This window comes from Staphylococcus pseudoxylosus (assembly GCF_044794325.1).
Taxonomy (GTDB): domain Bacteria; phylum Bacillota; class Bacilli; order Staphylococcales; family Staphylococcaceae; genus Staphylococcus; species Staphylococcus pseudoxylosus.
Genome location: NZ_CP085024.1, coordinates 2,408,681 through 2,425,634 on the forward strand (window position 1 = coordinate 2,408,681; position 16,954 = coordinate 2,425,634).

Genomic DNA, 16,954 nt, shown 5'->3' on the forward strand with positions numbered 1-16,954 from the left:
AAACAAAAAAGACTAGTATGTATACTTAATCTTCAAGTACCCATACTAGCCTTCCTCTAATCTAATTCATTGTTTGATTGATTTTAGCGTTACGTTCTATCATTTTCTCAAAATAGCCTTCATATAATTGCCATTCCTCTTCAGTGATTAGCTCCATGTTCAAGCGCCCACCTAAATCTTTGATTGCATACAACAATTGGAACATCACATCTTGGACTGTTATCTTCTTATTTAAAAGCGTTTCTAACGATGCCATACAAGATGGTTCAATATTTGGATAAGTGAACTTGGTTTCCTCACCTTTTAACGCACGCTCATAAAAAGACTGCATCATCTCAGCTCTTTCACTGCCATCACCTTCTACACAAAGGTAAATTTGAACTGCGATACCACCACGAACGCGTCTTTGCGAAATACCAGCAAACTTTCTACCATTAATGCTCAAGTCAAATTTACCTGGGCAGTATGACCTTTCGATTTCATGGGTCGCTATTTCAATATCTTCATCTTCAAACATTTTAGCAATTAATAAATACATTACCGAAAAAGCTTCATCAATTGTTATGTCATGTTTCCCTTTAAAAATCAATGATATATTTAGCACGCCTTGATCTAAGACCACACCTAGTCCACCCGAGTTTCTAACAATTGCATTATAACCACGCTCTTCAGTAAGATAACGTATACCGTCTTGCAAATAAGGTAACCTCGAATCATGAATACCTAATATTACAGTATGTTGATGCACCCATGTACGAACAACACTACATGATAAATCTTTCCCCACGCTTTCAGAAAAAGTATCATCAAATGCAAATGACTGCATAGGCGCCAAGCCTGAAGAATGATCTATATAACGCCAATCTGCGGCATTAAAATATTTGCTTGCTAAATCCATTATTGTAATGACTGTGCAGCAGTAATGATTGATAGATTATATACGTCTTCTATAGAACAACCACGTGATAAATCATTTACTGGTGAGTTAAGGCCTTGTAATACTGGACCAACCGCATCAAATCCGCCAAGACGTTGAGCAATTTTATAACCAATATTTCCAGCTTCTAAACTTGGAAATACGAATACATTTGCATCGCCTTGAATTTTAGCGTCTGGCGCTTTGTTCTTCGCAACTTCTGGTACAATTGCTGCGTCAAATTGGAATTCACCATCTACAACGACGTCTTCAATATTATCAGCTTCAATTTTCTCTTGAGCTATGTCTACAGCATTTGAAACTTTTTCAACATCATCTGACTTAGCAGATCCTTTTGTTGAGAAACTTAACATTGCAACACGTGGTGACATTCCGAAACTTTTAGCTGACTTAGCACTTTCAACTGCAATTTCAGCTAAATCTTGCGCTTCAAGTGTAGGGTTAATTGCACAATCACCAAAAATATATTGTTGATCGTCTTTAATCATAAAGAAGATGCCTGAAGTTTTAGAGACACCAGGTTTTGTTTTGATAATTTGTAATGCTGGGCGCACAGTATCTCCAGTAGAATGAGCAGCACCACTAACAAGTCCTTCTGCTTTACCAGTATAAACAAGCATTGTGCCGAAGTAGTTAACATTTTTCAACATTTCTTGTGCTTGTTCTTCTGTTGCTTTACCTTTACGACGTTCAACAAAAGCAGTTACTAATTCTTGTTTTAATTCACTCGTTTCCGGATCGATGATTTCTAAATTTGCAATATCTAAGCCTTTATCATTAGCTAAGGCTTTAACCTTTGCTTCGTTACCTAATACTACAGGTGTCACATAGTCTGTCCCTTGTAATTGTGTTGCTGCTGTTAGTACTCGTTCGTCTTCCCCTTCAGGTAAGACTATTTTCACGTTTTTTCCTGAAAGTTTTTCTTGTAATACATCTAATAAAGACATAAGGGCCTCCTCAAAATTTCAATTCTTTTTATTTTACGAATACCATTATACGTTATTTTTTCTTAGAATTCCATGTCACCAATTTGTAATCATTTACTTATGTTTTAATACTCCCTTTATGGTAAAATTTTGTAGTGAAGACATAGAAATTTTCATAAAAGGAGAGATTTAAATGCCACAAGCACCAGAAACATTAGATGGATGGTACAGTTTACATTTATTATATGCGATTGATTGGTCAAGCCTACGTTTAGTGCCGAATGAAGAACGTCAAAATCTCGTAGAAGAGTTACAATCATTTTTAAATAAACACGAATCAGCACGCACAAACAATACTGGTGACCATGCATTTTACAATATAACAGGTCAAAAAGCAGATATTCTTTTATGGGCATTACGACCAGAAATGAAAGATTTAAACGCCTTTGAAAATGAATTCAACAAATTAAAAATTACTGATTTTTTAATCCCAACATATTCATATGTTTCAATCATAGAATTAGGAAATTATCTTGCAGGAAAATCTGATGAAGATCCTTATGAAAACCCTCATATTAAACCAAGATTATTCCCTGAATTACCACATTCTGAATATATCTGTTTTTATCCAATGGATAAACGTCGTAATGAAACTTATAACTGGTACATGCTCCCACTTGAAGAACGTCAAGCGCTTATGTATGCACACGGTAAAATCGGTCGTCAATACGCTGGAAAAATCAAACAATTTATTACTGGCTCAATGGGATTCGATGACTTTGAATGGGGTGTAACATTATTTGCAGATGACCCATTACAATTCAAAAAAATTGTCTCTGAGATGAGATTTGATGAAACAACAGCACGCTATGGTGATTTCGGTAGCTTCTATGTAGGACACATTGTTAAGAAAGAAAGTTTACAAGACCTTTTTTCATTATAAATGTGTGAAGAAAGAAACACAGAATGAGAAGTAATTGGCATAAGCACTACTAACTCATTTTAAAAATTCATATTTTGATTAAAAAAGATCTCGTCACTAGATTAACTAATGACGAGGTCTTTTAATTTTGAGCCAAGAAATATACCCTTGTACTCATTTAATTGTAGTGTGTTTGGGAGAACTTTAGCCACTACTTAATTTAAATACTAACTGTTTATATTGTCGCTACTCAATATATATCTGTAACAGTTAACTAATACTATTTTAACCTATTTGAAATATTTGAAACATAATTGTATTAGAAAAATTGCACAAAATACATTAATCCCCTTATATAATAAGTGCAGAGCGATTCTTATAACAAAATGTAATAATAAAGTGTTACAATAAAAAATATTAATTCAACAACTTATTCCCATGCTTTGAGAACGATTCAATAGTGTTGGTTAAATACATTTTTATTTGGTGATTAAATGACAATTTATAATCAAGCAATCGAGAGTTATGATGAAAAAATGGCAAAAGATGTTATTATGCTTGCCGGAAGAATTCTATTAGAATCAGGGGCAGAAGGTTCACGCGTGGAAGATACGATGACAAGGATGGCTTTTACTTTAGGTTATAAAGAGAGTAATAGTTTTGTTACAAATACTGTCATCAATTTTATGCTACATAATGAATCTTATCCAAGGATTTTTCGAATTAAAACACGAGACACGAACCTACTTCGTATTTCACGAACAAACGGTATTTCAAGACGACTGGCACTTGGTGATATTTCTTTAGAAGACGCTTTTCAAGAATTACAAAAAATATACAATGAACAAAGCATTCAAAACCATTATCTTTTTTACAAATTTATAGCTGCCGCAATCATTTCAGTTAGCTTTTTATACTTACAAGGTGGTTATCTAATAGATGTTTTTACCGCATTAGTAGCTGGGTCGTTAGGCTATATCGTAGTAGAATTATTGCATCAAAAATTGCATGCTCAATTTATTCCTGAATTTATGGGAGCGTTAGTAATTGGCTTAACAACAATTATAGGACATCACCTCATCCCAGGTGGTTCAGTTGCCACTATTATAATTGCTGCAGTCATGCCGATCGTACCAGGTGTGTTAATCACAAATGCCATTCAAGATTTGTTTGGTGGACATATGTTGATGTTTACCACTAAATCATTAGAAGCGCTCGTTACTGCTTTTGGTATCGGGGCTGGCGTTAGCACAATACTAATTATTTTTTAGGAGTTATGTCTATGTTTTGGATATTAAATTTTATATTTAGCTATACCGCTTCCCTCTTTTTCGGAGTAATATTTGATGTTCCTAAACGTCTATATAACATTGTCGGACTTGTTGGAGCTTGTGGTTGGATGGTTTATATTTTATTTTATGATGGATTTTCTACGCACACGATCTACTCTAGTTTCTTTGGAAGTCTAGCTTTAGGCTGTTTAAGTCATATCATGGCTCGTGTTAAAAAAGAACCAGTTATCATCTTTATGATTCCAGGAATAATTCCATTGGTTCCTGGTGGACTAGCCTTTGATGCAACTAAGAATCTAGTACTGTTAGAGTTTAGTAAAGCTATAAATACAATGTTAGAAGTCACACTTATAGCTGGTGCAATAGCCTTAGGATTACTCTTTGCCGACCAAATAGCCAAACTCATTGTTTCCGGAACAAAAATACGTAAAAAACGCGTATGAATATTATATTTACTACAATTGACACAAAAAAGAAGGACAGCTCATCACTATAGATTGCTGTCCTTCTTTTTAAATCATTTAATTTTTACTATTACATGCTAAATACATATGTTTACGAGAAGTAATAACTATTGATTCGCTTTCTCTGACTTGTGTTCATTTATTAGATCTACGATGTCATCTTCTGAACGATTTAAAATCAATCTACTTAATTTATCGTTGTCCATACGCTTCAATTTTGGATAGCGCACTACAAAGAAGATTAAACCAATCACTAACCAACCACCTAATGCAATATATGAAGGTAGAGATAGTGAGGCTGGTGAACCAGGAACTAATAATAACAGTAAGAAAATAAATGATACGATTGAGCCTAAGATTGCAAATGTTTTATAAACAGGGCTATACGTATTGCTGGATTTATTAAAACTAAACAACTTAGCTGCTGACAGACAAGTAATAAAGTATGCAATAGATACTCCTGTTGACGACATATCGACAATCCAAGTCAATGCAGTACGTCCTAACCACGGTGCAATTAACGTAATAGCAACTAAGAAGATAATTGCAATATATGGCGTTTTGTATCTATTATGCAATCTACTAAATACTGATGGCATAATACCTGAACGGCCCATAGAGAATAGCAAACGACTGGAGCTCATTAAGAAGCCATTTAATCCAGTAAAAATCCCCATGATAATAGCAATTGCTAACACTGCTAAACCAATATAACCAAAGGCTTCTTGTGTTACAGCACCTGTTAACCATAAGTTTCCATTTAAACTGGTCGACGAAGTACTTAACCAACTAGTGTATAATATCATCAATACATAGGTAAATGCTGCAGCTAACAAACTATATACAATAAGTTTGAATGTTTTATTAGGCGAAAAATCAAATTCTTCCGCTGTCTGTGGTATATTATCAAATCCAACATATGCCCATGGCGCAATTGCCACAATCATTATGATTGAAGTAAACCATCCCTTACTTTCATCGGTTAATGGTTGTAAATTTTCAAAAGAAAAGTTATTACCAAAGAAAGAACCGAAAAATAATAATAATATTGTAATAACCATTGCTACACAGAAATAGTATTGCAGAGACCCTGAAACACTTGCACCTTTAATCGCTATAAACATAAAAACAATTAATAATAATGAAGCAATCAGAATTTCAGTGATATACACGTCCCATCCTGCTATCGTATATAATTTACCAGTTTCTAAAATATCAGGTAATAAAAATTTAATTAATAAACTAAATGCTGTGGCGTTTAATGCGACCACACAAATATACCCAAATGTTAAGAACCAGGATGAGAAGAAACTTACGTACCTCCCAAACCCTAAAAAGCTAAATGCAAAGGCTCCGCCTGAAACAGGAAAATGTTCTACTAATGCACCATAACTTACTGCTATAAGTATCATTAATAATGCACCGATGACGATACCTATCGCTGCAGAAACCGGGCCTGATTGACCTATCCAGTCACCAGGTAATATAAAAGCACCCCAACCTATACACGATCCATAGGCGATTGCCCATACAAACTTCTCAGATAAATTCTGTTTTAAATCTCCTCTATCTATCTGTTTTTCATTTTGACTCATAAATAAAATTCACCTCATGGAATGTATTATACCCATAAGATGAATTCTATAACAATTATAAATTTATAATTTAATCGTTGCTATAACTAACATTAGCCAGCCAGCAATAAATAGTACGCCGCCAATTGGTGTAACCGCGCCTAATATACGAATTTGAGTTAAAGCTAAAATATACAATGAACCACTGAAAAATATAATACCAAAGAATAGTAACCAACCTGCCCAATTGACATTAATCGATGTAGTACCACTAATGATACCTATCGCTAATAATCCTAGACCATGATACATCTGGTAAGTTGTCGCCTTTTCCCAAATGGATAAGTATTTCTCCGACAGCTTATTTTCTAATCCATGTGCACCAAAAGCACCTGTACCTACTGCCATCATCGCATTAAGTGCGCCTAAAACAATAAACACTTTCATCATGTTAATTTCCATCCTTCCATTATTTAAAAATCAAAAATTGAGTCACCATTACCTATTTCATCATCTGTAACCAATTTATTAGAATTTAATCCAGTATCGGTTGTCACATTCTGACTGGAACTATTTGGAACTTTTCCACCCATCGCTCTGATTTCATTTTCAGAAATATGCGCTTTAGTATTGCCTTGTTGTACTGTTGATGATTTAAAAGAAGATGATACATTAAAACTATTGTCACTATAAAGTTGTTTATTAGAACCAGTCTCAGTAACTAATGATGTTAATGTATGAATCGCATATATATGCTTCTCAAAATCAGTATTACTTTGAGCTTCGTCTGCTTGAATTAACTCCTGTTCAATCAATTGAATAATCTTTTCTTTTTCCATATATTAATCCTCACTCTCACACCAATTCACTGGTTGGATGCCATTTGTCTGTAAATATTTATTTGTCAGAGAATACGGTTTTGATCCAAAGAAACCACGATATGCTGACAATGGACTCGGATGTGGAGACTGAATAATATGGTGTTTTGTAGTGTCTATTAGCTTAATTTTCTGTTGCGCGGGTTTCCCCCATAAAATAAACACGACATTTGTCAATTGTTCAGATACCGCTTTTATCACTTCATCAGTAAAGACTTCCCAGCCAATATTTTTATGAGAATGCGCTTCCCCTTGGCGAACCGTCAAAACAGTATTTAATAACAAGACACCCTCACGCGCCCAATCCTGTAAATGTGGAGATTTTCTTATACAACCAATATCATCTTCAAGTTCTTTATACATATTTCGTAAAGAAGGTGGAAACTTGGCATCTGGCTGCACTGAAAAAGCTAATCCATGTGCTTGATTCGGTCCATGATAAGGATCCTGGCCTAATATGACCACTTTCACGTGTTCAAAAGGCGTTAAATCAAATGCTTGATAAATATTTTCTCTATCTGGATACACCACTTCAGTAGTATATTCTTTTTCTAAAAAATCATGCATGGCAGTAAAGTCATGTCGCGTAGTTATATCATGAAAAATATCCGACCATTCCATATCGTCTCACCTCATTCATATAGTAACATAAAGAACCACTTTTTTGCTTTAGCAAAATTAGTGGTACTTACACATGAGCTTATGCTCAGGTGTTCCTCTCTCCTTTCTCGGTAACGAGAGGCTTTATCACTTTTTTGCTTTAGCAAAATTAGTGGTGCTTACACTTGAGCTTATGCTCAGGTGTTCCTCTCTCCTTTCTCGGTAACGAGAGGCTTTATCACTTTTTTGCTTTAGCAAAATTAGTGGTGCTTACACTTGAGCTTATGCTCAGGTGTTCCTCTCTCCTTTCTCGGTAACGAGAGGCTTTAACACTTTTTTGCTTTAGCAAAATTAGTGGTGCTTACACATGAGCTTATGCTCAGGTGTTCCTCTCTTCTTTCTCGGTAACGAGAGGCTTTATCACTTTTTTGCTTTAGCAAAATTAGTGGTTCTTACACATGAGCTTATGCTCAGGTGTTCCTCTCTTCTTTCTCGGTAACGAGAGGCTTTATCACTTTTTTGCTTTAGCAAAATTAGTGGTGCTTACACTTGAGCTTATGCTCAGGTGTTCCTCTCTTCTTTCTCGGTAACGAGAGGCTTTATCACTTTTTTGCTTTAGCAAAATTAGTGGTGCTTACACTTGAGCTTATGCTCAGGTGTTTGCTTGGTTTATTAATTTAACGACCCTCACTTACGTAAATCCTTTTAAATCCTTACAAGCTTCTCAAAGCCTTCTTTATCAACACCTCATTATTTAGAATACCTGTTAAACATGGTATGATAAGTGCAAAAGATATTTAGGAGTGAAATTTAATGGCATTGAAAAAAACATTAACGATTGCCGGTTCAGATACTAGTGCTGGAGCAGGCATGCAAGCTGATTTAAAAACCTTCCAGGAATTAAACACATACGGCATTGTAGCCTTAACTTCAATCGTAACAATGGATGAAAAAACATGGTCACATGATGTAACACCAATTCCATTTGATGTATTTGAAAAACAATTAGAAACAGCAATTTCAATTGGTCCAGATGCAGTGAAAACAGGTATGCTAGGTACACAAGAAATTATCAAACGTGCCGGCGAAGCATTCGTTGAGTCTGGTGCAGACTATTTTGTTGTAGATCCAGTAATGGTATGTAAAGGAGAAAACGAAGTACTGAATCCAGGTAACACAGACGCAATGGTAGAATATTTATTACCAAAAGCTACTGTTGTAACACCAAACTTATTTGAAGCTGGTCAACTTGCCAATTTAGGTACTTTAAAATCAATAGATGATATGAAAAAAGCCGCCGAAATTATTCACCAACAAGGTGCAGCACACGTTATTATTAAAGGTGGTAAAGCATTAGACCAAGATAAATCATACGACCTTTACTTTGATGGCAAACAGTTCTATCAATTAACAACAGATATGTTCCAACAAAGTTATAACCACGGTGCTGGCTGTACATTCGCAGCAGCTACTACTGCATACTTAGCAAATGGTAAATCACCTAAAGATGCTGTTATCGCTGCAAAAGCATTTGTTGCTTCAGCAATTAAAAATGGTTGGAAAATGAATGACTTCGTTGGTCCAGTTGATCATGGTGCATTTAACCGCGTTGAACACATTGATGTAGAAGTTACAGAAGTTTAAATAAATGAGAGACAGAAACACACCTCAAAAGCATGTTTACAATGAGGTGTGTTTTCTTTATATATTATGGAAAGTTTTGAAAAATGGGTTATGAACAACTATATAATATAAACTTCAAACAACCTATAAAACTACTTCAAACACGCACTATTATTTAAATATTCAAATAATATACGACATTAGTCTGATAAAAAGTTGATACTGTAGACTCATGTATTTACTTTGTTTTTCTATTAATATATTAAGTGTAGAGAGATAAAGGAGGGAATCACAACATGATTATCTACAAACAAGCTTTTGAAAATGGTAACCCAATATATGAAATCATCACCAAGACTTTCAAAACAATTTCTGTTAAGTTCGATGAAAATTTCAACATGAATGAATTATATAAGTTACTCTCTCTACTTGAAAATGATGTTGATAACATGAAGTTAAGTTATTAAGCACATTTTCTATACATCGAAGACTTTGCAGAAAATGCAATATGAAGAATTCAGAATTTAAGATATACAATTAACTCCCCTTTAAGAAATATGAAGTTAAAAAAGCAAAGCATGTATAAGTTGTCCCCTTATACACACTTTGAACACACACAACCCTATAAACACTCACCCTAAGTGGTACATAGTTAGGCAAAGATTGTCCCCTTTGTTTGCTTGGAGAGCAACCTCGAAGCAGTTCTAACTTATGTACCACTATTTTTATACATATAGCAATTTAAACTCTTCACATACTACTCCAATTGATTCATTAAACTCCAATCCTAAAGACTCATAATACGGCTTAAAGAAATCTATATGTGCTTTACGCCAATATGCTAACGACTTGTCACCTTCGCCTTCTAAGTATGCATGATGTTCAGTTACTTTATTAAAAGTAGTTTGATAAACGCGTGTTGTTTGAATTACACATTGGGGATGACCTCTTTCATTTAAAATGACACTAACCTCTCCTACTTTAGGGAGTGGTTCCTCTTCAACTTTATAAGATTCATAACCACTTGTCGTTGCAGTTTTCTCACCTTGTTTTACTAATTTCGCTAATTCATCTTCATCAACACCAAAAGACCATGCTTCAAATTTCATACCTTTATATTCTGGGAATGCTTCAATAAATTTTCTCCAATACTGTTCTACTGTATCAGCCATATTCATCCTCCTAAGTTTTCTCAATTAACCTTAAGATAACATAAAAAACAGTCCTGGACATTGAATGTCTGGAACTGTTTAATCATATAGACAGTAAATAACTGAAATGAACATAAGTATTTTTAACCCTTGCAATCCGTTTATTAAATTAATGATGCTTGCACATGAGAATTAACTCGAGTGTTTCTTTCATCAAAAGCTATTTCATTCCTCGTCATAGTTCATAGAAAGGGACAGAAATCATTTTATATAAAAAATTGATTTCTGTCCCTCTTTTAACTATATTTGAAATTTTTAATTACACGCGCTTATCTTTCGTCCACCACAAAGCTTTATCAGGGTTATCCTTATAATATTCATATTCTTCGTCACTTTCGACATTAGGGTATGAACCTTTAAGTGATTTCCCTGCTGTACTTACATGTAATAACGAAATAACGATAATACCTACAATACTCACAGCCGTTAAATAATAAGCCGGAGATAATGGATCACCTGTTTTCGCTACAAGTGAAGATGAGATTAACGGTGTCGTACCACCAAATAATGACACAGATACATTAAATGTTACTGCCAGCGTTCTATATCTAATATGAGTATAGAACATTGTTGGTAACGAACCAGGCATAGTTCCTTCATATGTTGATAAGAAGAAACCTAAGACAAAGATACCAACGATAATAAAGATAATCGACGTTGTTTGGAAAAGTGAAAAAGCAGCAATACTAAATACTGCAGTACCAATCAATCCAATTAAAAATACATTTTTCTCACCAATTCTATCAGCAAGTCGACCAAACATTAATGCTAATGGAATCATTACTGCCATAACAACTGTGATTAAGACAGATACTGTTGTGCCATCTAATTTAACAATTTGTTGTAAATATGATGGCATATATGAAGTTACCATATAATTTGTACAGTTAAAGAACGCAACTGCAACAAAACATACAATAATATCTTTATAATAATATCTAATAATGGTTAAGAAACCAATGTTATCTCTTTTCGGTTTATCTGCAAGTTCATTTTCGTATACTGGAGATTCTTCTAGTTTTCTTCTTAAATAAAAACCAAAGATACCTAAGAATAAGCCTAAGATAAATGGAATTCTCCAACCCCACGAAGCCATTTGATCATCATTTAAAAAGAAGAATAATAATCCACTTAATACTGATGCAGCAATATAACCTGATAATGTACCAATTTCAAGTCCAGAACCAAGTGTATTTCGCTTTCTATCTGGAGATGATTCTGCTATATATACCATTGCACCTGCATATTCTCCACCTGTTGAAAATCCTTGTAACACTCTACCTAATAAGAGTAGTATTGGAGCCCAAACACCAATTTGATCATATGTAGGTAATATACCTATGAGTAGTGTCGAGAACGCCATCATAATGATGGTTGTTGTTAATACTACTTTCCTACCGTATTTATCCCCAATCATACCGAAGATAATACCACCGACTGGTCTAAGTAAGAACGCGATTGCAAATGTTGCAAATGTAAATATTGTTTTGAGTTGATCATTTTCTACCGAACTGAAGAAGTTTTGTCCGAGTATCACCGCTAAATAAGAATATAAACCAAAGTCAAACCATTCCATTGCGTTTCCGATACCTGTGGCAAACACAGTTTTTTTAGCAGTTTTGGGATCAACCTTATTTATACTACTTTTATCAAAATCCTTTTCATAATCCATGAATATGTCCACTCCCTTTAACATGTTATACAATTATACGTAGTTAATGAATATTGTCAAACTGCACTCAACCTTTTAATCACTTTTTTCTTTATTTTTATGCAAAAAATGTATACTAATCTATTTATTTTTCGTACATATAAAACTTATAATAAAATAAAAAACGAGCTCCATTAAGTAAATATGGAAACTCATTTTTTCGTAATACATATTTTTATTTTGTCATTTTCATTTAAAATAATTAATTTATTAGGTTTTTCAAATTTAACTTTAATAACTTCTGATATTTCAATAGATTCAACATATTTCACTTTGTAAGATGACCAATTCACTTTTGTTTTTGTAAGCGCTATTTGAACTACCATTTGACCTGGAACTATTTGCTTATGTACTGGATTATGATCGTTAATTAATGATAAATATTCACTTACTTGTTTTATATTTAGCTCAAACATTTTAAATACACTCCAAAAAAGTTTGCGTAATAGATATACATTTATATTTATTTTTATTAATTTCTAACTTGACTATATATTTCATATATTGACGTATTTTCTTACAGTCGACAATATACATATGTGCTAAATAATGTTCATTTACACTTAAAGGATGTATTTGAGTAACCTCGGTTTCTCTAAGTAAAATTTCATTTTCTATAAATTCTTGAAACAAGGTAAATTCTGGCCATAACTTTGCGCACAAAAGTGGAGGAACTATATTAGTTGGCTCATTACCAAAAAATTGATTGTAAATATTAACTTCCTTATCATTGAATATAACTTCTCTAACTTCATGACCATCGTTCAAATAATGCTGCATTTCCCATGCCCCCTCCAATACCCATAGTTGCAATAGTTCTATGATAATTCTTCATATAAAACAAGCGTGTAACCAAGGCAGCTCCACTTGCTCCATATGGATGCCCTGTAGCGATTGCGCCACCATATATATTCAACTTATCTAGTGACATACCTAGCTCTCTTTGACTTGCTAATACTTGAGATGCAAAAGCCTCATTTAGTTCCATGGCGTCTAATTCATCTATTGTATATTTATTTCTCTCAAGTAACGCGTTTACTGCAGGTACAGGACCCATACCGAGTATAGTAGGGTCTAGTCCTATTGTAATGCCATCTTTAAAAATTAAACCTTCTTGTAAACCGTAATCTTTAGCGACTGTTTTATCCATAATCAACAATAATACTGCACCGTCATTCTTCATACAACAATTACCTGCAGTGACTGTTCCTTCAGTTAATAACGGTTTCAAACGATTTAATGTGCGTTCACCCATTTTTTCCTTAATACTTTCGTCTCTGTTAAAAATTTCACCTTTTACTTCCAACGGAACAATTTCTTGATTAATATGCTTTTGTTTATAAGCCATAATTGTCTTGCTATGACTTTTCCATGCAAATGCATCTTGATCTTTTCTTGAAATGTTATATGTTTGTGCTACATGTTCTGCAGCTTGAATCATCGATGGATCTTGGCTATCTGGTGCAAAAGAGGCACGTTCAAAAAATTCAGGTAACTGCGTGTCATAGACGGATTGCGGCCTTTTAATCTTCCATGGTGCTCGGCTTGTACTTTCTACACCACCAGCAATATATATGGAACCCGCACCAGCTTGAATCATTCGACATGCATGTATCACAGCTTCTAGCCCAGAACCACATTGCCTGTCTAATGTAAGCCCTGGAATATTTTGATTCAATCCAGCTTCTAACAAAGATTTTCTAGCAATATTGCCACCGTTTCCTACCACATTACCTAAAATAACATCGTCAACTTCTGACATTATATGTGCATATTGTGCATTGAAATGCTCAAATAATGGTTTTAATAATGCTTCTGGTTCTAAATGCTTTAATTTCCCACCATATTTGCCAAATGGCGTTCGTTTCGCTGCGATTACAACTGCTTCGTTCATTGTTTTAATTCACCCTTTAAATAAAGACTTCTCATAAGTTTGCGTGCAATTTTACCACTTTGTGTATAATACATTTCACTTACTTTCACTAACTTTGATGGCACCTGATAACGAGCCAAATACTGAGTTAAATAATGCTTAAACTCCCGATACTTCACTTGACGCTCACCCGTATAAAGCATTATAGCGATTTCGCCAAATTTTGAATGAGGCTCACTAATGACTAATACTTCATTGAATTCTTTAAAATTTTGAGCAAAATGTTCTATTTCACTTGGATAAACATTCCTACCACCAATAATCATTCGTTCATGCTGGCGACCATGTAAATATAAATAACCTTCTGAGTTTATTGATGCAAAATCACCAATCTCTATCCAATCATCATTTGGATGTGAATCCCCAATATATCCACTGAATACCATGTTGCTCTTAACTTTTAATTTACCAATACCATATTCATCAACTTGGTCGAGATTGATTGTAACATTAGGAAATAGTTTTCCAACAGAATGACTAGGTGCCTCATTATTATAGTTATAACTAATGAAACTCGCCTCCGAAGTTCCAAAGAACTCTATTAATGTTGCATTAGGAAAAAGCATGGTAACACTATTTCTTAAACGATGTTGTAACTTATCTCCGGTCGTAAATATATATCTAATTTGTTGCCCAGAACTGTTCCAGGCAACACAAGTATCTAACATTGTAGGAACTACAAATAAAGCGCAATGCTTTATTGTTTTGTCTATTTTTATTTTATTCATTAATACTTTTGCATTAAATTGTTGCTGCCCAATAAATTTCCTACCACTATACAAAGCAAAGATGCACACAAATAAAGATAAAGAGTGTGATAGTGGCCCTGGTGCAATCATAGTATCTATTTCAGTGTCCATTAATTTTTCAGTTTCTTCATATGAATATAGCCATGACATCTCATTTCTATAATACGCTTTAGGCAGACCTGTCGTTCCAGAAGTAAAACCAATATGTAATATATTATCTATCTTTGTAGTATTTTCTTCTACTTGTTTAAATAATATGACTTTTAAATCATTATTTATAAGATATGCAATATCGTATTTTTCTATGAGCTTGTTTACTTGCTCTTGAGTCCATCGAAAATCCATAACACAAGGTATGCATCCTTTTTTGATCAAAGCCAAATAATACAATACTGTAGACATCGGGTTGTTCATCGTAAGTGCAACACATTGATTTTCAGGAATATCATGTAATTGTTCTACAATCGCTACTATGCGTGCTTGCAACGCTTTATAACTTACAAGTTCTGCATCAAATTGAAGTGCACAATCGTACGGTTGATATTGCGCGTACCTTTCAATATTTTTTAATAATTGCATTTTCATCACCTTATTGTTAACTATAATATTCTTAATGTTAACATTTATTATATAGATTTCATATTGTTCGGTGTAGCTATATACTGTTTTTTTCAAATATTTTTATATTTTATTATTACGATTTCTATAACAATCATTCCATTTTAAATAAAAAAGTCGACATGATTTTAGGACAGAAACACTATCCTCAACTCATATCGACCTCATTTATTATACGATTTAGCATGCTCTCAACAACATTTATAAGAAATAGAATTTTTAATATCGGTAACTTTGACAGTTTTAAAAATCAGTTATAGTTACTGACTATATCAATCATCCACTTCATTTAAATCAATTTATTTATGGACTGTTTCCAAAGCTGATTTTTCAACTTCATTGGCTACCGTTGCTACTACATCTGAATTTAATGCATGTGGAATTACATAGTCTTTACTTAATTCACTTTCAGGAATAACATTTGCAATACCCTGTGCAGCAGCTACTTTCATTTCAGTCGTAATATGCTGCTTACGCGCATTTAAAATGCCTCTAAAGATACCTGGGAATGCTAGTAAATTATTAATTTGATTTGGATAATCAGAACGCCCAGTTCCTACAACAGCGGCTCCTGCAGCAATTGCTTCTTCTGGAAAGATTTCAGGTATTGGATTGGCTAATGCAAAAATAATTGGCTGATCGCTCATCGCTTTAACATGACTTTCATTTAAAACATTAGGTGCCGAAACGCCTATGAACACATCTGCCTCTTGAATCACATCATCTAAACCACCGCGTTTTTGCGTTAAGTTAGTCACTTCAGCAATATCCTTTTGTGCATCATTCATCCATATCTCGCCTTGACAAACTACGCCTTCAATACTTAATAATACAATATCTTTATATCCAGCACTTAATAATAATTGCGCAATGGCAATACCTGCTGACCCTGCACCATTAATCACTATTTGCACTTCATAATCTTCTTTCTCGACAATTTTTAATGCATTAATTAATGCAGCAAGCACAACAATAGCGGTCCCATGTTGATCGTCATGAAACACAGGAATATCTAATGCTTCTTTTAATCTTTTTTCAATTTCAAAACAACGAGGTGCTGCAATATCTTCTAAATTTATTCCTGCAAAATTAGGTTGAAGTGCCTTTATAATATTAACAATTTCTTCAGTATCTTTAGTATCCAAACAAATAGGAAAGGCATCTAAATCTGCAAATTTTTTGAATAATATACTTTTTCCTTCCATGACTGGTATCGCAGCTTTGGGCCCAATATCGCCTAGCCCCAAAACGGCTGTACCGTCTGAGACAATGCCTATCATATTACCTCTAGACGTCAATGTATTTACCTTTTCTTCATCTTCAGCAATTACATTACACACTTCCGAAACACCAGGCGTATAAACTGTGCTTAAATCTTCTTGCGTATTCACATCTACTTTACTATTAATTTCCAATTTCCCTGCATGTTTTTGATGAAGCTCTATTGATTCAGCTTTATAGTTTTTTATAGTCATGTATTTCTACTCCCTTAATTATTTGTTATTTCGTCTTTTAT

18 protein-coding genes are annotated in these 16,954 nt (G+C 33.9%); 5 read left to right on the plus strand and 13 right to left on the minus strand.

Annotation, left to right across the window (positions count from 1 at the left end; all coding sequences use genetic code 11):
- Positions 1-61 precede the first annotated feature (61 nt).
- Together LG295_RS11595 and pta are read right to left on the minus strand one after the other, a co-directional pair.
- The gene (locus tag LG295_RS11595) at positions 62-898 is read right to left on the minus strand and encodes a lipoate--protein ligase family protein (RefSeq protein ID WP_325999528.1); all 837 of its coding nucleotides are present in this window, start codon (positions 896-898) and stop codon (positions 62-64) included.
- A complete protein-coding gene (gene pta / locus LG295_RS11600; protein ID WP_107558739.1) occupies positions 898-1,884 on the minus strand; it encodes a phosphate acetyltransferase in 987 nt (328 codons plus the stop codon). Before pta ends, LG295_RS11595 begins: the two co-directional genes overlap by 1 nt.
- Positions 1,885-2,056: 172 nt before the next feature.
- Here pta and hemQ point away from each other — a divergent pair, with 172 nt between their 5' ends.
- From hemQ to LG295_RS11615, 3 genes are all read left to right on the plus strand, one after another.
- Positions 2,057-2,806 carry a hydrogen peroxide-dependent heme synthase gene (hemQ, locus tag LG295_RS11605; RefSeq protein WP_107529789.1) on the plus strand — a complete coding sequence of 250 codons (750 nt, stop codon included), beginning with the start codon at positions 2,057-2,059 and terminating at the stop codon, positions 2,804-2,806.
- A gap of 479 nt (positions 2,807-3,285) precedes the next feature.
- On the plus strand, positions 3,286-4,056 hold the full coding sequence (locus tag LG295_RS11610; protein ID WP_404476882.1) for a threonine/serine exporter family protein: 771 nt from the start codon (positions 3,286-3,288) through the stop codon (positions 4,054-4,056).
- An 11-nt stretch (positions 4,057-4,067) separates the two neighbouring features.
- The gene (locus tag LG295_RS11615; RefSeq protein ID WP_047172793.1) at positions 4,068-4,520 is read left to right on the plus strand and encodes a threonine/serine exporter family protein; all 453 of its coding nucleotides are present in this window, start codon (positions 4,068-4,070) and stop codon (positions 4,518-4,520) included.
- Between the two features lie 128 nt (positions 4,521-4,648).
- Here LG295_RS11615 and LG295_RS11620 read toward each other — a convergent pair whose 3' ends face one another.
- The 4 genes from LG295_RS11620 to LG295_RS11635 all read right to left on the minus strand — a co-directional run bounded on the left by LG295_RS11620 (position 4,649) and on the right by LG295_RS11635 (position 7,614).
- Positions 4,649-6,136: an APC family permease gene (locus LG295_RS11620; RefSeq protein ID WP_107558757.1), complete on the minus strand. Its 1,488-nt coding sequence runs from the start codon at positions 6,134-6,136 to the stop codon at positions 4,649-4,651.
- A 63-nt stretch (positions 6,137-6,199) separates the two neighbouring features.
- Complete coding sequence (locus tag LG295_RS11625; RefSeq protein WP_039068954.1) at positions 6,200-6,562, minus strand: DUF423 domain-containing protein; 363 nt, start codon at positions 6,560-6,562, stop codon at positions 6,200-6,202.
- Positions 6,563-6,588: 26 nt separating this feature from the next.
- Positions 6,589-6,954, minus strand: coding sequence for a DUF5327 family protein (locus LG295_RS11630; RefSeq protein WP_325999529.1), 366 nt, complete (start codon positions 6,952-6,954; stop codon positions 6,589-6,591).
- Positions 6,955-6,957: 3 nt separating this feature from the next.
- The gene (locus LG295_RS11635) at positions 6,958-7,614 is read right to left on the minus strand and encodes a uracil-DNA glycosylase (protein ID WP_107529785.1); all 657 of its coding nucleotides are present in this window, start codon (positions 7,612-7,614) and stop codon (positions 6,958-6,960) included.
- Positions 7,615-8,406: 792 nt separating this feature from the next.
- Here LG295_RS11635 and thiD point away from each other — a divergent pair.
- Together thiD and vraX are read left to right on the plus strand one after the other, a co-directional pair.
- Positions 8,407-9,237 carry a bifunctional hydroxymethylpyrimidine kinase/phosphomethylpyrimidine kinase gene (gene thiD, locus LG295_RS11640; RefSeq protein ID WP_107529784.1) on the plus strand — a complete coding sequence of 277 codons (831 nt, stop codon included), beginning with the start codon at positions 8,407-8,409 and terminating at the stop codon, positions 9,235-9,237.
- Positions 9,238-9,512: 275 nt separating this feature from the next.
- Positions 9,513-9,683 (plus strand): C1q-binding complement inhibitor VraX, encoded by a 171-nt coding sequence (gene vraX / locus LG295_RS11645; RefSeq protein ID WP_017723548.1) that lies wholly within the window; start codon positions 9,513-9,515, stop codon positions 9,681-9,683.
- Between the two features lie 258 nt (positions 9,684-9,941).
- Here vraX and LG295_RS11650 read toward each other — a convergent pair whose 3' ends face one another.
- The 7 genes from LG295_RS11650 to LG295_RS11680 form a co-directional block, all read right to left on the minus strand.
- Entirely contained in the window at positions 9,942-10,388 is a 447-nt protein-coding gene (locus LG295_RS11650; RefSeq protein WP_107529783.1) for an ASCH domain-containing protein, read from the minus strand.
- A gap of 298 nt (positions 10,389-10,686) precedes the next feature.
- Positions 10,687-12,099, minus strand: a complete 1,413-nt coding sequence (locus LG295_RS11655; RefSeq protein ID WP_345965546.1) for an MFS transporter — start codon at positions 12,097-12,099, stop codon at positions 10,687-10,689.
- A 191-nt stretch (positions 12,100-12,290) separates the two neighbouring features.
- On the minus strand, positions 12,291-12,554 hold the full coding sequence (locus LG295_RS11660; protein ID WP_107529781.1) for a hypothetical protein: 264 nt from the start codon (positions 12,552-12,554) through the stop codon (positions 12,291-12,293).
- Between the two features lies 1 nt (position 12,555).
- Positions 12,556-12,918 (minus strand): hypothetical protein, encoded by a 363-nt coding sequence (locus LG295_RS11665; protein ID WP_107529780.1) that lies wholly within the window; start codon positions 12,916-12,918, stop codon positions 12,556-12,558.
- Positions 12,890-14,032: an acetyl-CoA C-acyltransferase gene (locus LG295_RS11670; protein WP_107529779.1), complete on the minus strand. Its 1,143-nt coding sequence runs from the start codon at positions 14,030-14,032 to the stop codon at positions 12,890-12,892. The genes LG295_RS11665 and LG295_RS11670 overlap by 29 nt, the downstream gene beginning before the upstream one ends.
- The gene (locus LG295_RS11675; RefSeq protein WP_107529778.1) at positions 14,029-15,399 is read right to left on the minus strand and encodes an AMP-binding protein; all 1,371 of its coding nucleotides are present in this window, start codon (positions 15,397-15,399) and stop codon (positions 14,029-14,031) included. The genes LG295_RS11670 and LG295_RS11675 overlap by 4 nt, the downstream gene beginning before the upstream one ends.
- Before the next feature lie 338 nt (positions 15,400-15,737).
- Positions 15,738-16,913 carry an NADP-dependent malic enzyme gene (locus tag LG295_RS11680; protein WP_107558416.1) on the minus strand — a complete coding sequence of 392 codons (1,176 nt, stop codon included), beginning with the start codon at positions 16,911-16,913 and terminating at the stop codon, positions 15,738-15,740.
- Positions 16,914-16,954: the final 41 nt, after the last annotated feature.

Coding starts and splice junctions, on each gene's coding strand:
- LG295_RS11620 (WP_107558757.1), bottom strand. CDS start 6,136: ATGAGTCAAAATGAAAAACAGATAGATAGAGGAGATTTAAAACAGAAT.
- LG295_RS11655 (WP_345965546.1), bottom strand. CDS start 12,099: ATGGATTATGAAAAGGATTTTGATAAAAGTAGTATAAATAAGGTTGAT.
- LG295_RS11660 (WP_107529781.1), bottom strand. CDS start 12,554: ATGTTTGAGCTAAATATAAAACAAGTAAGTGAATATTTATCATTAATT.
- LG295_RS11650 (WP_107529783.1), bottom strand. CDS start 10,388: ATGGCTGATACAGTAGAACAGTATTGGAGAAAATTTATTGAAGCATTC.
- LG295_RS11670 (WP_107529779.1), bottom strand. CDS start 14,032: ATGAACGAAGCAGTTGTAATCGCAGCGAAACGAACGCCATTTGGCAAA.
- LG295_RS11635 (WP_107529785.1), bottom strand. CDS start 7,614: ATGGAATGGTCGGATATTTTTCATGATATAACTACGCGACATGACTTT.
- vraX (WP_017723548.1), top strand. CDS start 9,513: ATGATTATCTACAAACAAGCTTTTGAAAATGGTAACCCAATATATGAA.
- LG295_RS11615 (WP_047172793.1), top strand. CDS start 4,068: ATGTTTTGGATATTAAATTTTATATTTAGCTATACCGCTTCCCTCTTT.
- LG295_RS11630 (WP_325999529.1), bottom strand. CDS start 6,954: ATGGAAAAAGAAAAGATTATTCAATTGATTGAACAGGAGTTAATTCAA.
- thiD (WP_107529784.1), top strand. CDS start 8,407: ATGGCATTGAAAAAAACATTAACGATTGCCGGTTCAGATACTAGTGCT.
- pta (WP_107558739.1), bottom strand. CDS start 1,884: ATGTCTTTATTAGATGTATTACAAGAAAAACTTTCAGGAAAAAACGTG.
- LG295_RS11680 (WP_107558416.1), bottom strand. CDS start 16,913: ATGACTATAAAAAACTATAAAGCTGAATCAATAGAGCTTCATCAAAAA.
- LG295_RS11625 (WP_039068954.1), bottom strand. CDS start 6,562: ATGAAAGTGTTTATTGTTTTAGGCGCACTTAATGCGATGATGGCAGTA.
- hemQ (WP_107529789.1), top strand. CDS start 2,057: ATGCCACAAGCACCAGAAACATTAGATGGATGGTACAGTTTACATTTA.
- LG295_RS11595 (WP_325999528.1), bottom strand. CDS start 898: ATGGATTTAGCAAGCAAATATTTTAATGCCGCAGATTGGCGTTATATA.
- LG295_RS11675 (WP_107529778.1), bottom strand. CDS start 15,399: ATGCAATTATTAAAAAATATTGAAAGGTACGCGCAATATCAACCGTAC.
- LG295_RS11665 (WP_107529780.1), bottom strand. CDS start 12,918: ATGCAGCATTATTTGAACGATGGTCATGAAGTTAGAGAAGTTATATTC.